The organism is Paenibacillus apis (genome assembly GCF_018333295.1).
Classification (GTDB): Bacteria; Bacillota; Bacilli; order Paenibacillales; family Paenibacillaceae; genus Fontibacillus; species Fontibacillus antibioticophila.
Window position 1 is genome coordinate 24,293 of sequence record NZ_BORS01000021.1, and the last position, 20,473, is coordinate 44,765.

Below are 20,473 nucleotides of genomic sequence, written 5' to 3' on the forward strand. Positions count from 1 at the left end.
TTCTTTTTTTACACCATCGTTTTCTGTAAAGCCTTGACATAACGTGATCTCGCAATGATAAAGTAGAGGGTCTGGGCGACCAGAAAAGCCAGTACCACTGTAAATGTAGCCGTATAGACATAGACATATGAGATCCTCATATATCCCATTACAGACTTCAAAACCATAAGCGTTTGTATCGTGGATACCGGAATCGGTATAAAAAAGATAGAAGCAATTTGCTTCGTAGCCGCCGCGCTCATCTCACTGCTGCTCAGTCCGATCTTGGAAAGTGCATGGTACGTTCGGCTGTCGGCGGATAGCTCCGTATAAAGCTTAAAATACAAAAAGCTTGCCGTCGAAATCGAGAATATTAATGTGATAAAAACCCCAATAAAGCTAAGCACCGAGGTCGTATCTTTCGTGCTCCAATACTTGGAGGAACGAACCGTCAAAAAGTTTGCACAATTTGGACAACCTTCGACACTGCCCCGGGTCTTGTCCATTTGCTTCTGATTCCATGTGTACAGCTTTGTACCGATCTCGGATTGCTCATCTTGCCGCGAGGGAAGCTGTGCCCAGGAAGGTACAGAATAGAAATACGTTGGTCTGCTATGTAAATCAGCCGTTAATTGGTTAAAAAAAGCATCATCAACAATGAGCATAACCCCTGCATCACTAACGCCTCCCAGCTGGGGTATGCTGATTTCCCGTACAATCGTAATGCTGGACTCGGTTCCCTCAAACTTTAATGGCCTGGGCAAACGTTTTGCGTCCGGATAAACCGCCACAGCCGCTTGCTTCGGCAGATTCTCCAGCGGCGGTAACTCCAGCAAAATCGCCAGCTCATTAAACTGACTTACCCGAACAAACTCTACATCGCTGCCAGTTGTTGGGTCGTGAGCGTAATTCTGCAGCCCCGCGAGAATAGAGTCTATCCGAAATCGCTCAAAAGCGATGCCTGATTCCTGCATTAATTTCTCAATAGTCGCCAGTTCTTCATCGATATGCTTTGGCTGAAATACGTTATACGTGAGAGCAAATTTATTATTCATAAACTGCTGCTTGTTGTCTTGATCAACGGCCAGTACAAAACCTGCGCTTATGCTAGCGATTGAAGTAACAACCGTCACCAGAAACAGCATTCTGGCATGATCCTTCAGCTTATAGCTGATCTCGGAAATCCACAGCAAATTAGTGCCGTGCCATACACGTTTTCGATTTCGTTTGAGCAAACGAATGAGGAGAACTGACAGCTGGGAGTAAAAGAGGTATGTGCCGAAAATGCCGGAAAAAGCGGCGGTCATCAGGACTTTCGGAGATAGAGTGTCCTTGCTAAGGACCACAAAACCAATACTCAGCAAAACCACGCCCAATACGGAAAGCCAAATCGAAGCTTTCGGCTCCCGCTTCGGCCTGCTGCTGCCCTTCAAAAGCTCCAGCACCCGGTTTTTGCGAATAAACAGCAACGTAAATAGTGATATCGCCATAAATAAAGCAACAAAGCAGCCCGCTGTCAGCACCATTGCCTTCACCGGCCAATAAAAGGCCAGCTCATTCAAATCGATCATTTTTGTACTGAACAGCAAGAACAGCTTGGACAACAGCAGCCCGCCGGCGATTCCGGTGACAATGGATACTGTGCCGATAATCATATTTTCCAAAAAAATCAGGCCATTAATTTGTCCCGGCCGTGCGCCCAGCATCATTAAAATCCCAAACTCCTTATTGCGGGACTTCAAAAAAGCGCTGATCGAGTAGAGCACAAAAAAGATCGCAAAAATAAACACCGCGTACGCGGCAACCTGCATGCAGATTAACGTCATTTTGCCCATCGGCGCCCGCTGAATTTCAGGATGATAGATGAAAACGGCATACGTAAAAAAAATCATCACCATAAATGCGCTGCTTAATAAATATGCCGTGTAAGCACGGCCATTGCGCCTGACATTATTAAACGCGAACTGAGGAAATTTCATTCATATTCCCTCCCCAGAACGACAAAGTATCGATGATTTTCTGAAAAAAGGTTTGCCGATTTTCTCCGCGGTGAATTTCCGCAGCCAAACGCCCATCTTTAATAAACACAATCCGACGGCAGTAGCTGGCTGCGACCGGATCATGAGTGACCAGCATCAGCGTAGTGCCCTGCTGTTCATTGATGTCGGCCAGCGATTCCATGACAACCTTCGAAGAGGTTGAATCCAACGCTCCTGTGGGCTCGTCCGCGAGCAGCAGCGATGGGGAAGCGATCGCCGCCCTGGCTATGGCAGTCCGCTGGTGCTGCCCTCCGGATATTTCATACGTCCGTTTGTTTAATATCGATGTAATGTTCAAACGCTCGGCGATTTGCCCCAGCCTCTCTTCCATCTCCGACAGTCGATAATTGTCCAGTGTCAGCGGAAGAACAATATTCTCTGCAACAGTAAGGGTGTCCATCAGGTTAAAATCCTGAAATACAAAGCCAAGCTGCCGGCGACGAAATAATGCCAGCTCCTTTGTTCTCAGCTGAAAAGGATTGCTGCCGTTAATGAGCACCTCCCCGGAGCTAGGCTCATCAATCGTGGAAACCATGTGAAGCAGTGTTGTTTTTCCGCTGCCTGACGGCCCCATAATACCTACAAACTCCCCTTGCTCGATAGTTAGATGGATATCCGTTAAAGCATGTGTCACAACTTTTCCCGGGTATACTTTATTAAGTGCCTTCACTTGCAAAATACTCATACTTCTCATTCCTTTCAAGAAAAGGTTCATTGGTCCCTACTCTATTAATCTACCTTATCGGAGGAATAGGAACTATCGATTTACCTTAACTACAGCTTACATCACCGTTAAGCTTATGTTCGCCTTACGTTCGGTGATTAGCCGAAAAATCATTTGTATTCCACTCATCAGACAGAAAAGAAGTGCAGGAGCAATCAAGGCTTCCGCACTTCTTTACCTGCCTAAACTATGTACGATGCTTAAACAGCAGAGTTACCCTTGTACCGGATCCCGGCTCTGATTGCAGCATAACCTCGTGTCCGAGCAGCTCGCACACCTCTTTAACCAAATACAAGCCCATTCCGGTAGATTCCTGATATTGTCTCCCGTGTTCCCCTGTATAGTAAGGATGAAACACGCGGTTCAAATCCTCTCTTTCAATTCCGATACCTTGATCCTGTACGGTCAGTTTACAGCAATCGCCCTGCTCCTCCGCTGAAATTGAAATCTGTTTATCTGTCCCGACGGTGTATTTCAAAGCATTAACCACAATTTGATCCAACGAAAATCGCAGCCATTTCGCATCAGTGTATACCTTCAAACCCTTTCTGATTTGGAGTGATGGAGTAATTCCCTTGCTTATAAACAGTCTGCGGTTGCCGGCTACAACCTGATTGACGATCTGAAGCAGTTCCACAGGTTGAACTGAGAAATCATGCTCGAACCGGTCGAGCCTGGCGGTATACAAAACCATCTCCAGCCCTTTGCTCAACCGATCCAGTTCCTCCTGAATGCTGTCGGCTGCCGGCTCCTCCAGTTCCTCCAGAAGCAGTTGGATAACGGAAATCGGCGTTTTCATCTGATGCACCCAACGGTTCATGAATACGAGGTGCTGCTCGTTTCCGCTTTGTTGTTGTCGGAGCTGGTCCCTGAAATGCCTGTCATAGCTGCGAAGGAGCTCATGAACCGCATTGGACAGCGGCGCCTCATCCATCGGCTGGAGCAGCTCTTCCTCCGCGGCAAGCGGTTCTTCCAAGCGTAGATACAGCTTCCGGTGCTGGCAATAGCGAAAAACCATGTATAATACAAGCACAACTGTGCTTAAAAGGACACCGTATAAGACGATCGCAAACGGCCGTCCCTCTCCGGTAAGCCAATAAAGGATAGGGACTAATGCAACTTGAACCGAATAGAACAGCATCAGGGGCACATGTTCCTTCCAAAACAGCTTCATTGCAGGTCTCCCCGCCTTAATACAAGCTTGTAGCCCACTCCTCGGACTGTTTCAACCCGATCCTCCGAGCCAAGCTCCTTCAGTTTTTTGCGCAGCCTTGTAATGTACACATTTAAGGTATTGTCATCGATAAAATGATGATCCTCCCACATCAGATCGAGCAGCTTCTCCCTGCTCACTGCTCTGCCCTCCTTCAGCATAAGCGCCTCCAGCAGCTGGCTTTCTTTCACAGTCAACTCGGTTCCTTGGCCCGCATAGCTTACGATGTAGCGCTCGGGGTACAGAATCAGCTCGCCGGACTCCAGCTTCCTCTCTACCTGGCTTGAAGCGTAGGCACCGTACGCTCTGCGCAACTGACTTTTTATTTTGGCCATGACAACCTCATAATGGAACGGCTTGGTTATGTAATCATCCGCTCCGTTCTCAAGCGCCATGACTTGATCCATCTGATTGTCCCGAGCAGATATAAAAAGAATCGGGCAATTCGAATGTGTGCGGATTTGCCGGCACCAGTAGAAGCCGTCATACTTGGGCAGGTTTATATCGAGCAGCACCAGATCCGCTCCATATTGCCGAAACTCCTCCAGCACCTGATTGAAATCGGCTGCCTCCCTCGCTTCGAATCCATATTTGGACATGTACGAGTGCAGCAGGTTGGAGATTTTGCTATCATCCTCGACGATAAATATTTTGTGCATCAGTCCAGCTCCTTTTGATTCAAGTAGAAAGAGCTTTGCCCTTCTTTAGATTTTCGGCACTTTAATCGCGGACATAGCATTTCGCTTCTGTTCATCATTGATATGCGTGTAGATCATCGTCGTCTCAATGGATGCATGGCCCATCAGTTCCTTGACGACACGGATATCTACATTGTTATTCAGCAGCAGTGTTGCGAAGGAATGACGTAATTTATGGCAGGACAGCTTCATGTCCGTCAAATGCGGGTGATCCAGCTTATAGGCCTCAAACACCTGTGCCGCAATCTTCTGAATCTGGCGGATGGACAGCCTTCTCCCCTTTTGGGATACGAAAAAGGCTTCTTCTTTGGCGCTAAAGGGAGAAATTCGCTCCTCAGCGGCTCGCATCAGTACCTCCGTTACCATCGCCGGCAGCGGAATCTCATTCCACTTTCTTCCCTTGCCAAGCACCTCAAGAGCTCCCCTCTCCTTTTTGAAATGAGAGATATTCATCCGATGAACCTCTCCCACCCGCAGCCCGCAATAGCCCATAAGCAGAAAAATGGCCAGATTCCGTTCAAGAAACCGCCCGCCCACATAGTGCAGCACCTTTTGCAGATCCTGCTCCTCGAGATAGACCGGATTCTTATTCTTCTCTGTCTTCGATTTCTTCACTTCCATAGCCGGGTTCCGCGTGGCCAGCTCAAAATCAATCAAGGAAGCATAGAACGAACGGATTGCAGACAACGTCCGGTTGCGTGTCCGATCCCCCGCCTTCTCTTGCTTCGACACGAGAAAGCTGACCACATTCAGCTTGCCAGCTTGCTGCACAGGTGCTTCATCTAATGAACTCAAATAATCATAGACCTCTCTCAAATACTCTTTCCGTGTGGCCTCCGTGTAACCGGATTGCTTCATCCATACCTGGAAGGCCTGGATCTGCTCGGCATACATGTCTTCGATGTCATACTTGGTGTTCAATGCTATCCCTCGCTTTAAAATCAAAAGTGCGCAAAATACGTGTTTGGCGTACTTAGTATAGCACAGTTCTATTGTCCTTCCAGATAAGAACTTCATCAGACCTCTTAGTCCTTTGTACTCCTAGTAGTCAATGAAATCATACTGGGTATGTAACAATTGCCCCTGGTTATGAGAGTGTGCTGCTGCTTTTACAGCAGGGCGAACGTCAGTGGCAGGCTCACCGAATTTTGAAGGCGTTGCTGATGGAGGCGAACGGTCATTAGACACAAAGGAGCGGCATTATTCCGCCGCTCTTGTTGCTTCTCTATTCCCCTGGCCTCGTCATCATTAATTAATTGATACATCAACGTGTCTCGCTGGAACTGATCCGCGAAGAGAGCAACTATATAGCAGATAGAGACATATCATACTCTGATGCCTGTTTATTTATTCTCCAGTAGGATCGGTATGAAGATCTTGGTCGGGACTCGTAAAGTCCCAGCGAGTAAAGGTAACCTCAAATCCCTCTCGAGTCGGAGAGGTGGTATAAGGGCCTGCCTGATTCCCTGTTGGGTAGGGAAAACGTGCTACACGTATGGTACGCCAAGCATGGTGCTGTGTCCGTGCGCGGATAATCACGGCATCCTTAATAATTGAAGCGCGAAGAGTAACTTCTTCTCCAAACCACTCCGGTACGGCAGCAAGCGACCAGTCAGAGTAACCATCGGTTACAACTGCGGAAAGCTGAGGAATACCGTCATTGACTTCAACCCCGGTTTTAATCCATTGCCCGGGGCCATGATATAACAAAATCCCTGCCTGATCATACAATTCTGTGAATGACGAGAGTAGAAAGGATACTTCCACGGCTGTATTGTTATCCCAATTCGCCAACAAAGCGGAGCCATCTTCATATTCGAAGCCATATAAGGTTTTTTTCCAGAAGTCTCTTCCCTTCTCAGGCATAACCTTATAGAAATCCCCTTCTTTTTGGGCGGATTGCGGCTTATTCAGCCATTCCCCTGCACTCCAGTCCATTTTCTTAATGGTCATTTTTTTGTCCTCCTTAGTGAAATAAAATGCTGATTATGCTTAGAACGTACCCGCCAGTGCTTTTCCTTCGTTTGCAGCCTTGATAACCCGGGCCTGGCTAAGCGGGAAAAGCGCTGTATGCGCAATGCCCCATATTGCCAGTGCAGCTATGAACATCGCAGGGTGTCCGACGAACAGAACTGCACTTGCCGCGCCCACAGCCATCAGAAGGCAGAACAAAACGTTAGCCTTGACGGCGTGACGGTCAACAAGTCGGCCAGCCAGATAGTTGCCGTATAGACCGACTGTACCAAAACCCATCAGCCACCTTCCATAATTATGGCTGAACAAGCTCCAGTCTTTACATCAACATTACGTAATTGGGAATGTTAACGCATCTCTCTCCGCCAACGCTCGATAGTGATTAGTCGTAGATTACATTTTTTCCTTCTTCACTTAGCTTTTTTAAAGATGTAAGCATATGATTTATTTCTTCCTCGGAGTGCCTTTCCCATGAACTTAATTCAGCTATTATTTTCAAGGGAGATTTAGACCTGTAAGATCGTGTTGGATTACCAGGAAATCTTTTGTCAGTCAAGTTCGGATCATTTTCAAAATCACCTAATGGTTCGACAATATAAATTCTTTCTTTTGATTCAGATCTTGCTAATTCAGCACCCCATTTAGCAGCATCTAAGGTTGCAGTAAAATATATATGGTTGGATTTTTTGTCTTGGTAATTGGATAAGTGCTGTGGTTCTAATAAATCTCCAATTTTTAGCTCTACTTTAGTACCATGAAAAAAAGGACCTCTATCCAGGACTTCTTTATTGTCATTCATAATGGTACACCTCTCTTTTTGATTTGTATCTAACAGTATAGTATGGGAATTCTACAAATGAATAGTCTATAATTAATTTACAAATTATAGTATACTCTAAGTAGAGAGAATAATACTGACATTGGGTTTTGTATTGTTGTACTGAAATAATAATGTCATCTGTAAATACAAAAAAGGATAGATGTAACAGGGACTCTCCTCCTGTTCATCTATCCTTTTAGTTTACTCTATATAAGGTGTGACATTTTCCGATGCATGTATTCGAAATTCATCAATTAATAAGTTTACAAACGCTGCCATTTCCGCTTGAAGAAGATCTGAAATACACGAACAACAATAATTTTTAGGATCATGTACACGGGAATGATAATAATCATGCCCACGATCCCGCTAATGTTCCCCGCTCCAAGCACCAGGATGATGGTAGTTAACGGATGGATGTCCATGCTCTTGCCAAATACATACGGAGCAATCAGATTATCCTGAACCTGTTGAGCTGCAAGAATGATGATAAGGGCCCACACCGCCGTAGCAGGTGATTGGGTCAGGCCCACGATAATGATCGGAACGGAGGACAAGATCGCTCCGATCACGGGAATAAAGTTAGCAATGACAGCCACCGCAGTTAACAGGAAGGCATAGGGCAGTCCGATGATGAGAAATCCAATGTACATCAACACGCCCAAGGCGAGGTTAACGAGCACTCTGCCTACGATAAATCCGCTCAGCATCTTGTCGATATCCGTAATTATACTGAGCATGTCGCGTTTGAAGCGTACAGGGGTTGCGCGAACCGCTTTGCGCCCCAGCTTTTCCCCTTCCTTCAGCATATAAAACAGAAGAATCGGTGTCGTGAACAGGATAATCGCAAAGTTGGAGACAAAGGAGAAAAATTTCCCCACATAATTCGTAATCGACGAGAATCCTTTATTCAAAAACTCAGTAATGGTAGCGACGATATTGTTATCCGACGGGAACACAGAGGCCACCCATTCGTTATTCTCCAGCTGGCTAAGCTGGAATTTAACATCTGCCAGAATATCAGGGAACCCGTTCACCAAGCTGACCATTTGATCCGTTAGCTTTGGCCACTGACTCAAGATGAACCAAAGTAATATGATAGTAAACACGACATAAATGATCAGAATCGCAGGCGTTCGTTTGATTTTATGCTGCTCCATATACTTGACGACCGGTCTTAACAGATAATACAAGAACATCGACAATAATAATGGAATGGCAACGGCTTGAAATAATAACAGGAAAGGTTGAAAAATGAAGCTTACTTTGGAGCCTAAATAAATGATGAGCAGCAGCAGAGCGACAAATAAACTGAATAGAATGGATTTGTTTTTAATCAACAACTGGTTTCCTCCGAATCCGCATATTTCGGGTCTCAAAAATATTCTCTCTAAATACCCCATAAAGTGATGTTACTTATATTGGCAAGCGAATGCAAGCTGGGAATTGCATTTTGCCTCGCCTGCCGCAAGTTATTCTACCGTTTCTATAATAATAGAAGAGAATTAACTCAACATTAACTTCCGCAACGGAATTATCTTTTGCGCCTCGGATACGACTTGCTTGATCCCTTGCGGGCTTTGGGCCATCGATAAGGAGCCGCATGTTGAAGCATGGCAAGATACAGCTCCTCCCATTGCTGTACGTTCAAAGAACAAATCGGCTGGGCACGATCCATGCGCAAAGCCTTCGCCAGCTTGGCAATTTGCGGGGAGGTGAATATATCACCGACCGCTTCGAAAAAAGGTTGCCGGGGATCGTGAAGGACATACGAGACAAAGGCCTTAAATTTTCCACGATGCCCACTGGGAATCGCCGGATTTTTTCTTCTATAAACGGTCACAACGGCCGCTTCCACACTGGGAGGCGGCGAGAAGCACTCCGGCATTACCGTTCGCTTAATCCGGATGTCATACCACATCCTCCATGCCAAAATTTGCGGATTGGTCACGGGGAACGATGTAAAACGTTTTGCGGCTCCTTTTTCCAGGATCAAGACAGCCCGTTCCAGAAAGGATGAATGACCTAGAAACTTTTCGAAGATAGGCGTTGTAATAGAGAATGGGATATTGGCGACAATGCAAAATGGACTGCTTGGAGGCTGATATTGAAGAAGATCCAATTGCTTCACAATGACATTAGCCTTCTCCCCTGCTCTGGATTTCAATTTCTCAACACTGACAGGATCGTTCTCGATGGCAATAACCTTCCCGGCCTTCTCCGCCAGCGGAATTGCGAGCGCGCCTGTTCCCGCTCCGAGATCGAGAACAGTATCGCTCTCTTGAAGCTTGGCAAGCGAAACTAATTCTTTGATCAAGGATTTATTGATTAATAAATGCCTTCCAGGAAAATTGGAAGCACATCGACATTTATTTTTAGACATAGCAAAAAGCACCTCATTCATTCGTATTAGAAAATGAAAAAGGCACATCACAAATAAACCCGGGCTTGCCTGATTAAAAATCGCAGGATGATGGGTTAAATTTGTTCTGTACCTGTCATTAACGAATACGCATGAATGCGATGCAACACATGAGAGACCTCTCTCCTTTAAATAAAAATCGGCCTAACTTAACCGATTCTAGCACACCCGGGTTAGTGCAGTCAAAGAAACAAAAACACCGCCCTGCCCTGGCCCATAGTATTGCTCGATTGTCGATGAACCTGCACTCATAACTTTTCTCTCCAAATTTCCTGCTAAAGCGTAGACTAACTGACGATGTCAGGTTATGGTTAAAACAAAAGCTAAATAAAACCTAAGGAGCGGATGATGGATGTATACGCTTGTGGCTATATTTGCTGTATTGCTGCTGGTTGGCGGCGGGATTGCAACGATGCTGATCGGTTTTTCCGAGAAAAATAGAGAAGGCGATCCGAGCTATGATAAACGAACAAAAAGAAATGTTGCCGGCTTAACCCTCTATTATGCAATCCCTGTAGTTCTGGGAATGATAGCATTCATCGTGTTCATCTTCACAAGAACCCGTTAATTGGGGTTGACTCTGCCCGAAGAGATACGGTGTTGCATATTTACATGATACTGTGCAGTAGCAGCGAGTTAGATGGGGCAACGTGTGACCCGAAGTAGCTTTCTTACAGAAAGCTTTTAACACTTCACACTTATGCCCTAACTACTTCGCCTTTGGAGATCATCTACTATCCAGTTTGCACCTGCTGAGCCCTAAGCACTGCAATAAACTTGTCTCCTGTGGCATCATTTGAACGAGGCACCATTTGCGCTAGAATTGCGCCCCGCTCTAATGATGCTCCAAGCCTTGTTGCGCCGAAACTCCGCCTGTCCTGCCAGTACCGAAGTTTTTCTCCGAACTTAACTTAACCCACCGGCATTCCACCTTGCTCCGAACCTTATCCTCTCTTCATGACCAACCTTATTCTGCTCATGCTCATCCCGGTCGCGATTTAATGAAATTACTTCCCTTAAAATCTTCATTCGACGCACGAACCCACTTTTAGTGAAAAAACTTACCTTAGATCGCCAGTAACTAGCCAAATCCATGTTTTAGTCCACTTTAAGTACAAATATTTCACTATATCCGCATTTCTAGCATTTCCACTGTATTTAAGGTAAGTTTTTTCACTGCATGCGTAAGACATATTTTCATTCGGTCGACCGACCACCGTCATGCAGTGAAATTCCGCGCCCTGGGAGCCGCGCGCTCTGTGCGAGGTGTCCGCATGCTTACTTGGGAGGGATATTCAGAATTTACAGGAATACCCCTTGCTCTGCGGGATTATTGATATTGGGGCATCTCCAATGATGATGCGGTGTTGCACATTTACTGTTTACTGTGCAATAGCAGTTAGCACGCAGGGAGGGCAGCCCTATGAAACGATACTACAAAGTACTTTGCCACTGCATGATAGAGCCGTGTGAGAGCTACTATCCATGCATCTATAAAGCCGGATTGAAAAGCCTGCGTAATAAGGGCATAAGTGTGAAGTGTGCTGAAGTAAAAGCTTTCTGAAAGAAAGCTACTTCGGGAGCATATGCTCGTAAGCGTTCGCCTTTGTGAGCGGATTCCTACAATTTCAGATTTTAATTAATCAAAGAAATCCGCGAACAACAGCGATCGTAAGCACACTTCACACGTTGCCCCCGGCACGCAGAATCGTTAGCCTGTTTTATATTTGCTGCACCCTTGCAAGAAACTGCGGCTATTCAAACTCGATATGAAGCTCCACGATTTCGGATCTCGTCCCGATCCGGATCGGCGGCCCCCAGAAGCCATAGCCCGAGGTAACAATCGAATGAAGGTTTCCTTTATGGAGATAGCCCCAATCATTTTCAAATAGTGCGTTAGTAATCAGGCTCCCAGGAAACACTTGCCCATGGTGAGTATGACCGGATAACATCAGATCAACCCCCGCCTGCTCTGCAAGGTCCAGCTCTTCCGGCTGGTGCTCCAGCAGGATGACCGGCTTGTCCAGATCCACCCCTGTCATGATTGCGTCAAGGTTCATTCGCTCAGGATCACTGAAGTCCTTACGCCCCACCAGTGTGAACAGATCATTTACCGTTGTCGTCTCATCATATAGAATGTTAATTCCGCTGCGTTCGAACGTATCGATCAGTTCCTGCATCGTCCCCCGATGCTTGTCATGATTACCAAGGGTAGCATATACGCCGAGGGGCGCCTTAAGCTCCGACAGAATCGAATCCAGCTTTTGATCTACAAATGGCTGGATATCATCATCAAACAAATCGCCCGGCAGCAAAATAATATCCGGCTCAAGCTTGTTCATTTCCTGAACCAGCCGCTTCGCATGATCCTTCCCGGACAGCAGCCCAAAATGCATATCCGCTGCCATGGCAATATGCAGAGAATCAATGGATGACGAGCCTTTATCCATCTGAATGGTATAAGTGCGAACAACAGGCATGTAGGCATTGTAGCTTCCATATCCAAGCAAAACGACCATCAATCCCAGTGTAATCGCCCCTGCCCAGAAAGAGGTTCTCTCCCTCCTGAACCTGGATTTCCGCAGCAGTATAACAGTCAAATGTGCCAACGGCACCAGCAATATGGATAAATACAACACGGCCATCCAATAAGCACCGATGATACCGAGAAGCTTAATGTTCACAAATCGCCCGGTAATGAACGAAGTTGCTACTATAATAAGGACAACCGTATACAATATCTTGAATCTGCGCGAGGAAGTCTTCGGACGGAGCCAGCGGTATCCGCGCCAGCCGATATAATAGACCAACCCGCCGTAAAGAAGCAAGCTAATGACTCCAATAATGACAAACATAATTACTACACCTCGTCTGACTTAAAAAATGCTGATGATTTCGTTATCCGTTACGTTCTTGTGCGGAAAATCTCGGTAAAGGCTTTGGTCAGCGAACCGATATACTTTCATTGTAAGCTAACTCCCCTCATCTTCACAAATTGCTCCATATAAAAGTAAAAAACCGCACGGAACATATTCCATACGGTTATGCCGGCCTATTCTATTCCAAATGAACTCTATCCCAATGCCACATCAAGTATCATCATTAAAACAAAGCCGAACATCAAGCTCATCGAAGCCAAATCCTTATTTCCCTTCTCCTGAGAGCTGGGAATGACCTCCTCGACAACAACGAAGATCATAGCACCTGCTGCAAAGCTTAGCGCATACGGGAGAAGCGGCTCAACGAAGGCAACGGCGAACGCCCCAAGCACTGCAGCAATCGGCTCAACCATCCCGGAAAATTGCCCGTAGAAAAAGCTCTTGCGGCGGGACATCCCTTCACCGCGCAATGGCATCGACACCGCAACCCCCTCAGGGAAGTTCTGAATCCCGATACCCAGAGCCAGCGTCAACGCGCCAACCAAAGCCGCCTCGGTTCCGCCGTTAGCCAGCGCGCCGAAGGCAATCCCGACGGCCAAGCCCTCTGGGATATTGTGAAGCGTGATGGCAAGCACAAGGAGCGTGCTTCTTTTTCTTTTATTCGGAGAAACTCCCTCCGCCTCTCCGATCGCAGTGTTCGGATGAAGATGGGGAAGAATCTTATCGATTCCCCATAAGAAGACGCCGCCAAGCAAAAAACCTAAAGCGGCCGGGAACCAGTTGCCGACGGGATTGCCCTCCGACATTTCAATTGCCGGCGCAAGAAGCGACCAGTAGCTGGCTGCGATCATAACACCGCCTGCGAACCCCAGCATACTGTCGAGCAGCCTCTGGTTAAGGGTTTTGGTAGCGAAGACAAGCGCTGCGCCCAATGCGGTCATGCCCCAAGTAAACAAAGTGGCCAGCAAAGCCTGCATGATCGGATTTAAACTTTGAAAAAAAGCAATCAAAACAACAACTCCTTCTCAGGATGATGACAAGTCTGAATGGTGATTTCTCTGTACATATTTTATCCCATTCCTGTGAATCGTCAATTGCTTTTGACTGCTACTAATCAATTATATGAAATTATAGATGATCCACGAGATTGCGAGAAACTGCACCGAGCCAACAATCTCCAAAATTCCGGCTTTCATCGGCTTCATGGCTTTTCCGGTAAAGAGGAATGTGCGGATCAAAGGGAACACATAAGGAATCGTCATCCAGGGCATGCCAAGCAGCCAAGGAATGAACAGGATCAGCACATGATAAATACGGGCCGTGGACTCCCAGCGACGATTGCCTCGCTCACGGAAGATCGTTTTGACGAAAAAGGCGGTGCCCATAAAGTAAGCGAAGTTCAATACTACAATAGCAAGCATCTCCTGCCCAAAGCTTCCTCCTCCGTGTAAGAATGAAGCGGCACCACCCAGGGAGAAGATGATAATTGCACATAAATCATTTACAATAGCTCGTTCATCCTTCTGCTTCACATGCCAAATGTTGACGATAAGCAGCAGCAGGAACGGGATTCCGAAATAAAACAGCTCGGGTGTCCTGATCAATGGATAAACGAGTGCAGCAAGAGCAACCACTCCGTAAATGCCAGACCATTTCAATAAATGCTGACGCTGATTTCTCCGTTTCAAGGCCTGCAAGAAAGGATAAGATGCAAGGTACAAGCCCAGCCAGGCGATGAACAGGAGAATATGACTCCACTGCGCCGTACCTGCCATCACCCCGAAGAGAAACGGTACGCTAATCATCGCCCACCCACCGTGCTCATGCGGTATAACGATACTTTTCTTCTTTTTCCTGCTCATCGCCTAGCTCCCCCTGAACTCATCAATTTTAGCTCTTTTATATATAAGAATACCTGCCACCGTATTTCACGAACACGTCCAACGCTTCCTTGGTTTGAAGATAATCATAGAGAGCCTTTGCTTCTTCAGCATTTCCGGTCTCTACATATTGCAACACTTGACGAACATCCTTTGCCTGCACCATTTAAGCCTGAAGCTCCTCCCAGACTCCAGCATTGGTGAGTGCCTGTTGAGCATATTTTCCGGCAGGTACGGATTCGGGGATACCAATATCTTGAATTTCCTGCAAGGCATCAGTAAGGCTCGCTGCCGCGGACACGGTCAATTCAACCGCAGGAAGCTCCGTGTTCTCAGCCTCTTTTGATCCACCGCAAGCTGTTAGCGACAATACCAAGGCTATTGTGAAAAATGGAGCAAGGAAACGCATAGCTTTTCTATCGAATAACCTTGCCGTTTAAATCCTCTCCTAACCGCCAATTTGCGACATCCTCCGAGACGTTGGAGTGTGCGAGATGTCTGGGTCACCTTTCAAAAACTTGGACATTTCATGATTCTCAGGCTTTGTGCCCAGGGCTTCCAGAAACATCTGGCGAATAGCTTCATCATCACCAATGACACTGCGGACCTGAAATTGCTCTGTCCAGGCAAGACAAGGCTTGATATAGCCGTCTGCCGTAAGACGAAGCCTGTTGCAGGTTTGGCAGAAGTGCTCGCTGACCGGATGGATCAGACCAAAGCTGCCTGCCGCCCCCTCAAGCCGGTAATTTTCCGACGGCCCGCTTCCTTGTACGGAGCTAACTGCGCTGAATTTCCACTGCCGCTCTTCGCATACTTCTTTAACCCGCGTGAGCGGCAAATACAGCTTCTTCCACTGAGCATCATTGTGGCCGATCGGCATGTATTCGATGAACCGCACATGAATGTCCCGCTCCCTCGTCATCTCGATAAAATCCGCGATCTCATCATCATTCAGACCATTCATCAGCACCACATTCAGCTTGATCGGACTTAAGCCTGCTTTGGCGCAGGCATCGATGCTGTTCAGCACCTTTTGCACGTCCCCGCCGCGGGTAATCATTTTGAAGCGTTCCGGTTTCAGGGAATCCAGACTAATATTAACGCGGGTAAGTCCGGCTTCCTTTAAAAGCGCGGCACGAGGCGCCAGAAAGATGCCGTTTGTCGTCAATGCGATATCTTCGATCCCCGGGATCGCAGCAATCATGGCGACCAGCTTCTCCAGCTCCTTGCGAACAAGCGGCTCCCCGCCTGTCAGACGGACCTTGCGGATCCCCATTTCTGCTATAACACGCACTACATCGGCAATTTCTTCATAGGTCAGAATGTGATCCGCAGGTTCGAATTCCATGCCTTCCTCAGGCATGCAATAAACACAGCGCAGATTACAGCGATCCGTTACAGATATCCGCAGATAATGATGCTCACGGCCAAAAGGATCGATTAAGCGGGGAATGGTCATGGTGTTACGCTCCTTTCAGAGGGCGGAATATCTTGATACCCGTCACTCTTCTTCATGGTTCAATTCATCCTTCGGAATGTCCTCCAAGAGAGGCCGGCCCTCCGGGTAAGTCTTCTGGTTCAATTGATCTCCAATCCACTCGGAGCCATCTTCCCCATATTCCTTCTTCCAAATCGGCACAATTTGCTTGATCCGTTCAATCACATACTCGTTCGCTTCATAAGCTGCTTTGCGATGGGGCGACGAGACGGCTATGACGACTGCAATGTCGGAAATCTCAAGCCTGCCTACCCGATGGGTCACCGCCACTAGCGTGTCCGGCCAGCGCTCTCTTACCTCTTTCCCGATCATTTCGAGCTGCTTCACCGCCATGGTTGGATACGCCTCATACTCAAGATAGAGAGTACGCTTCCCATAAGTAAGCTCACGTACGGTGCCCAGGAACAAGGTAATTGCTCCGGCTTCGCGCCGCCTGACCTTATCCGATACTTCTTCGGGCTTGATCGGTTGATCGGTGATGACAAACAAGTTGCTGCTCATAAGACCTTCCCTCTCTTCCCTCTGAAATCAAGAAATCACAGTCACAGCGTCTTTCGCTCATAGTCACCGCTCTTGCCGCCCTGTTTTTGCTCCAGATACGTTGGACCCAGAACCATATCCTTATCGATGGCCTTGCACATATCATAGATAGTCAGTCCAACTACCTGGGCAGCCGTCAACGCCTCCATCTCGACCCCGGTCACACCGGTGGTCTTCACCTTAACCCGGAAGGACAATATTCCTTCATCAGGAGCTTCGAAGTTAATATCGATGCCGGTCAGCGGAAGCGGATGGCACATCGGGATCAGATCCGCTGTTTTCTTCGCAGCCATAATCCCTGCAACCTGTGCCACGGCGAGCACATCGCCCTTGCCAATCGAGCCCTCCTGAATTCGGCGGAGCGTCTCGGGCTTCATCCGGATTTCGCTTTTGACTACAGCCATCCGTTTTGTTTCGGATTTGTCCGACACATCCACCATATGAGCTCTTCCTTGTTCATTGAAATGGGTCAAGTTCTCCTGGCTCATTGCATTCATTCCTTTCTCGGGCCGCCTTCTTAACCGCCGCTGACCGGTGGCAGCAAGGCCACTGTATCATTCGCACCGATCAGGTGATCTTCTTCAACGAACTGCTCGTTCACTGCAATCATAACCTGATCAAGCCTGGCGTTGGGATAGCGGGACTTGAATTCCTCGACGAAGGACGCTACCGTCATCGGGCCAAGCTCCAGCTCAAGACTCGGCGAGCCGATCTGCTCACTCAGATGAGCAAAACATAGTATTTTCACAGAATCACCTTCCCGGCATATTGTTCTTCCTTTAGGAGACATAGCGCTGGTAGAGCTTCTTGGCCTCCAAAGGATCAGCAGTTCCATGCACAAGCGCGCGTCCATCCTGGAAAAGAACCAGGCGGAAATCCCCTTCCTGAATCTGAATCAGGTATGGATTGGACTTCACCTCTGCCTGCAATTGTTTGGCATGATCTGCTACCGCCTCCAGATTCAGCGCTTCTTGGCGCGGATACCGCAGCCAGACCGAAGTCCGGCCGCACAGCGTCTCGGCCTTGACCGCACTTTCGCTGTTCAGGTAAGGATAGCTCGGCTGCCCGCCACAGGTTGGACAGGCCTCCTGTCGCGCCCTTCGATTCAGACCAATCGATTGATGCATATTCGACCACAGATCAAACACCGTATAATTCACATTCATTTGCGTCCGGTTCCCGGACAACCACTTAAGCGCCTCCGCCGACTGCATGGCCACTACCATCTGTACGGTCGGGGCAATGATGCCTTCAAGATCACATGAGGCAGATACGACCGGCATCTTTTTCAACAGACAGTTCAGGCAAGTGGTCTGTCCGGGAATGAAGCTGCATACAGCTCCGTAGCTGCCTGAGCAAGCCCCGTAAATCCATGGAATCCGGAAGCGGTATGCAGCATCATTGATCAGATAGCGAATCGCGAAATGGTCCGTTCCATCCAGAATCAGATCGATGGAATGACGCTCCAGAAGTGAGACCAAGTCAGCAGCATTGCAATCCATCACATGTGCATTTATGGTCATTTCGGAGTTAATCTGCTTCAGGCGGCTTGCGGCTGCCACTGCCTTCGGCAATTGCTCGAAGGCGTCCTGTTCGGCGTACAGCGACTGCCGCTGGAGATTGCTCCACTCGACATAATCACGGTCAATGATCGTTATAGCTCCAACCCCTGCACGTGCCAAGGTCTCCGCTGTCCCTGAGCCCAGCGCGCCTGCGCCGACGATCAGGACATGTGAATCCTTCAGCTTCTGCTGTCCGGAGACACCGATGGGCGCAAAATTCTGTTGTCTGCTATACCGGTCTTGTGACATCGCCGTCTGTCCTCCTCTCTTCCTGAAGTAATCCTAGATACTGCAATGGTGTATCCACATCTTCTGTAAAATCCACGCTTATTCCTGCTTCCATCCAGTCCAATTCCTTTATTCCCAGCCAATGAATCGAGTCTAGTAATCCGGATAGCCGATATCGTTTGGCTTCAAGCCTTTCAGTAATTAGCGGCAGCAGCCGTTTGGGCCGGTAAATGCCATGCAGCATTTGATGCTTGCCGCCAACAACAGGAAGAACTGCGTCATAATCGCTGTTAGTTAATATGGTTAACATTTTCGTTGCAGCCTTGGCGGATAGCTTAGGAATATCACACCCAACCACCCAGGCATAGTCATTCGTTAATGTTGAGAAGGCAGCATGAAATCCGCCGAGCGGACCGGAACCTTGAAAAATGTCCGGAGTATATATCATATCGGGCTTTGCCCAGCTTGTATAGACAGAGGCGTCGTTAGTTACCACGACCATCTCACCGCAAATCGAGCTCATTTCATGAATCTGCCGTTCGATAAAATGCTCTCCTTCATAAGTAAGCAGCGCCTTGTTCAGCCCATGCATTCGGGAGTTCTGCCCTCCCGCCAGAATCACTCCGGTTAACATCGGACAGCCCTCCGCTTCAATCCGGATTACCGGCGTTTGCGATAAAGCACATAGCTGCGCTTCAAGTAGGTGATCGGCATGCTGAGCATATGAACCAATCTCGTAAATGGAAATACCGCAAATAGAGATAATCCTAGAATAACATGAATTTTAAAGATTACGGGAACTTCCTTCATCAAAGTATGATCGGGCCGAAATGCAAGCACCCCTCGCATCCACGGTCCAATTGTCTCACGGTAATCGAATTCTACACTCCCGCGCATATTGAACAGCGTTGCTGACATCCCCGCGACGACAATCAGTGTCAATAAAATGATCGACAGCATATCGCCAAAGCTGCTGGTTCTCCGCACGCGTGCATTCGTTAATCTGCGGAACACGAGAATAATGCAGCCGACAAGGGTCATTAGTCCAGCTACGCTGCCGATGGACATCGCCATTAAGTGATACATATGATCATCTACTCCAAGTGCCGATACCCATGCCTTCGGAATCAAAATACCGCCGATATGTCCGATAAGAACAAGCATAATGCCGATATGAAACAGAATGCTGCCGACCCTTAGCTGTTTCTTCTCCAGAATCTCGCTAGATTTGGCTGTCCAACCGAACTGATCGGTTTGATAGCGGTAATAAAGCCCAACAAGGAAGATGACCAGAATCAGATAGGGGTAAATGACCCACAAAAATTGACTTCCCCAAGTCATAGCGGATTTCTCCTTTCCTGTCCATATCCGGCAGCAGCCCACATCGGACCGCAGCCCATAGTCTGCGGCGTACTGCCGCTTCCGGCAAGCTCGGAAACATCAAAGCTGCCTTCTGCCACACCGGATCGGTCTAGGATCAACAGAATCGCATCCAGGACATGCCGATAAGGACTATCTGTCTGGTGAAGCACATCTCTGGTATGCTCCAGCGCCTTGCGGAAGGACACCAGCAGCTCAATGCCGCGATTCTCCTTGGCTACAGCCACATATTCCAGGACAAGCGGTAAATAGTCCGGAAGCTCATCCGTATAGAGGACCATATCCTCTTCCTCATACAGCTGCTTTAGCCGAAGCAATGCAGGGCCCCGTTCCCGGTCTTCCCCTAGCTGACTGTAGGTTAGGTACAAATTGCTCTTCTTGCTAAAATCAAAAGTCTTCACATAGTTCGCTGTAATTGTCTCAGCATCCATCCCGGCGAAGGCTGCCAAGCAGTCTCCGGCAAGCGTCTGGAGGTCCTTGGCCTCCTCCGCTTGTTCGCCTTCAATCCATTGGCACCAATTCACGTACATGTCATCTGATTCATCCTGCCATTCGGCATCGGGGTATTGCAGCAGCTGGGAGAATAGCATCCAGCTGGAGCGTAATGTCATCTCGTTCATTTGCCTCACTCCTTGTC

Annotated in this window: 22 protein-coding genes and 1 pseudogene; 1 reads left to right on the forward strand and 22 read right to left on the reverse strand. The window is 47.9% G+C overall.

The window, feature by feature from the left end; genetic code table 11:
• Positions 1 to 8: 8 nt before the first annotated feature.
• From KI362_RS22325 to KI362_RS22370, 10 genes are all read right to left on the reverse strand, one after another.
• Positions 9 to 1,958: an FtsX-like permease family protein gene (locus tag KI362_RS22325; RefSeq protein WP_301630600.1), complete on the reverse strand. Its 1,950-nt coding sequence runs from the start codon at positions 1,956 to 1,958 to the stop codon at positions 9 to 11.
• Positions 1,933 to 2,703 (reverse strand): ABC transporter ATP-binding protein, encoded by a 771-nt coding sequence (locus tag KI362_RS22330; RefSeq protein ID WP_301630601.1) that lies wholly within the window; start codon positions 2,701 to 2,703, stop codon positions 1,933 to 1,935. Before KI362_RS22330 ends, KI362_RS22325 begins: the two co-directional genes overlap by 26 nt.
• Positions 2,704 to 2,929: 226 nt before the next feature.
• On the reverse strand, positions 2,930 to 3,916 hold the full coding sequence (locus tag KI362_RS22335; RefSeq protein ID WP_301630602.1) for a sensor histidine kinase: 987 nt from the start codon (positions 3,914 to 3,916) through the stop codon (positions 2,930 to 2,932).
• Entirely contained in the window at positions 3,913 to 4,614 is a 702-nt protein-coding gene (locus KI362_RS22340; protein WP_301630603.1) for a response regulator transcription factor, read from the reverse strand. The genes KI362_RS22335 and KI362_RS22340 overlap by 4 nt, the downstream gene beginning before the upstream one ends.
• A gap of 45 nt (positions 4,615 to 4,659) precedes the next feature.
• On the reverse strand, positions 4,660 to 5,574 hold the full coding sequence (locus tag KI362_RS22345; RefSeq protein WP_301630604.1) for a tyrosine-type recombinase/integrase: 915 nt from the start codon (positions 5,572 to 5,574) through the stop codon (positions 4,660 to 4,662).
• 426 nt (positions 5,575 to 6,000) lie between these two features.
• Positions 6,001 to 6,606, reverse strand: a complete 606-nt coding sequence (locus KI362_RS22350; RefSeq protein WP_301630605.1) for a DUF1349 domain-containing protein — start codon at positions 6,604 to 6,606, stop codon at positions 6,001 to 6,003.
• Between the two features lie 39 nt (positions 6,607 to 6,645).
• Entirely contained in the window at positions 6,646 to 6,906 is a 261-nt protein-coding gene (locus KI362_RS22355) for a hypothetical protein (RefSeq protein WP_301630606.1), read from the reverse strand.
• 103 nt (positions 6,907 to 7,009) lie between these two features.
• The gene (gene arr / locus KI362_RS22360) at positions 7,010 to 7,426 is read right to left on the reverse strand and encodes an NAD(+)--rifampin ADP-ribosyltransferase (protein ID WP_212939735.1); all 417 of its coding nucleotides are present in this window, start codon (positions 7,424 to 7,426) and stop codon (positions 7,010 to 7,012) included.
• Positions 7,427 to 7,710: 284 nt separating this feature from the next.
• Positions 7,711 to 8,787 (reverse strand): AI-2E family transporter, encoded by a 1,077-nt coding sequence (locus KI362_RS22365; protein WP_301630607.1) that lies wholly within the window; start codon positions 8,785 to 8,787, stop codon positions 7,711 to 7,713.
• Positions 8,788 to 8,981: 194 nt separating this feature from the next.
• The gene (locus KI362_RS22370) at positions 8,982 to 9,878 is read right to left on the reverse strand and encodes an rRNA adenine N(6)-methyltransferase family protein (RefSeq protein WP_374705703.1); all 897 of its coding nucleotides are present in this window, start codon (positions 9,876 to 9,878) and stop codon (positions 8,982 to 8,984) included.
• Between the two features lie 343 nt (positions 9,879 to 10,221).
• Here KI362_RS22370 and KI362_RS22375 point away from each other — a divergent pair, with 343 nt between their 5' ends.
• A complete protein-coding gene (locus KI362_RS22375) occupies positions 10,222 to 10,437 on the forward strand; it encodes a hypothetical protein (RefSeq protein ID WP_301630609.1) in 216 nt (71 codons plus the stop codon).
• 1,186 nt (positions 10,438 to 11,623) lie between these two features.
• Here KI362_RS22375 and KI362_RS22380 read toward each other — a convergent pair.
• The 12 genes and pseudogenes from KI362_RS22380 to narJ form a co-directional block, all read right to left on the reverse strand.
• Positions 11,624 to 12,724: a metallophosphoesterase gene (locus tag KI362_RS22380; RefSeq protein ID WP_301630610.1), complete on the reverse strand. Its 1,101-nt coding sequence runs from the start codon at positions 12,722 to 12,724 to the stop codon at positions 11,624 to 11,626.
• A gap of 218 nt (positions 12,725 to 12,942) precedes the next feature.
• Positions 12,943 to 13,725, reverse strand: coding sequence for a ZIP family metal transporter (locus tag KI362_RS22385; protein ID WP_374705704.1), 783 nt, complete (start codon positions 13,723 to 13,725; stop codon positions 12,943 to 12,945).
• Between the two features lie 141 nt (positions 13,726 to 13,866).
• Entirely contained in the window at positions 13,867 to 14,610 is a 744-nt protein-coding gene (locus tag KI362_RS22390; protein WP_301630612.1) for a YwiC-like family protein, read from the reverse strand.
• Between the two features lie 37 nt (positions 14,611 to 14,647).
• Positions 14,648 to 14,932: pseudogene (locus tag KI362_RS22395) on the reverse strand (substrate-binding domain-containing protein); the annotation flags it as partial.
• A gap of 144 nt (positions 14,933 to 15,076) precedes the next feature.
• Positions 15,077 to 16,087 carry a GTP 3',8-cyclase MoaA gene (moaA, locus tag KI362_RS22400; protein WP_301630613.1) on the reverse strand — a complete coding sequence of 337 codons (1,011 nt, stop codon included), beginning with the start codon at positions 16,085 to 16,087 and terminating at the stop codon, positions 15,077 to 15,079.
• Between the two features lie 42 nt (positions 16,088 to 16,129).
• A complete protein-coding gene (locus KI362_RS22405; protein ID WP_301630614.1) occupies positions 16,130 to 16,627 on the reverse strand; it encodes a molybdenum cofactor biosynthesis protein MoaE in 498 nt (165 codons plus the stop codon).
• Positions 16,628 to 16,668: 41 nt separating this feature from the next.
• Positions 16,669 to 17,154 (reverse strand): cyclic pyranopterin monophosphate synthase MoaC, encoded by a 486-nt coding sequence (moaC, locus tag KI362_RS22410; RefSeq protein ID WP_301630633.1) that lies wholly within the window; start codon positions 17,152 to 17,154, stop codon positions 16,669 to 16,671.
• Between the two features lie 29 nt (positions 17,155 to 17,183).
• Positions 17,184 to 17,414 carry a molybdopterin converting factor subunit 1 gene (gene moaD / locus KI362_RS22415; RefSeq protein ID WP_044478578.1) on the reverse strand — a complete coding sequence of 77 codons (231 nt, stop codon included), beginning with the start codon at positions 17,412 to 17,414 and terminating at the stop codon, positions 17,184 to 17,186.
• A gap of 31 nt (positions 17,415 to 17,445) precedes the next feature.
• A complete protein-coding gene (locus KI362_RS22420; RefSeq protein ID WP_301630615.1) occupies positions 17,446 to 18,477 on the reverse strand; it encodes a ThiF family adenylyltransferase in 1,032 nt (343 codons plus the stop codon).
• The gene (mobA, locus tag KI362_RS22425; RefSeq protein ID WP_301630616.1) at positions 18,458 to 19,090 is read right to left on the reverse strand and encodes a molybdenum cofactor guanylyltransferase; all 633 of its coding nucleotides are present in this window, start codon (positions 19,088 to 19,090) and stop codon (positions 18,458 to 18,460) included. The genes KI362_RS22420 and mobA overlap by 20 nt, the downstream gene beginning before the upstream one ends.
• Positions 19,091 to 19,116: 26 nt before the next feature.
• Positions 19,117 to 19,797 carry a respiratory nitrate reductase subunit gamma gene (gene narI, locus KI362_RS22430; RefSeq protein ID WP_301630617.1) on the reverse strand — a complete coding sequence of 227 codons (681 nt, stop codon included), beginning with the start codon at positions 19,795 to 19,797 and terminating at the stop codon, positions 19,117 to 19,119.
• Complete coding sequence (narJ, locus tag KI362_RS22435; RefSeq protein WP_301630618.1) at positions 19,794 to 20,456, reverse strand: nitrate reductase molybdenum cofactor assembly chaperone; 663 nt, start codon at positions 20,454 to 20,456, stop codon at positions 19,794 to 19,796. The genes narI and narJ overlap by 4 nt, the downstream gene beginning before the upstream one ends.
• Positions 20,457 to 20,473 lie beyond the last annotated feature (17 nt).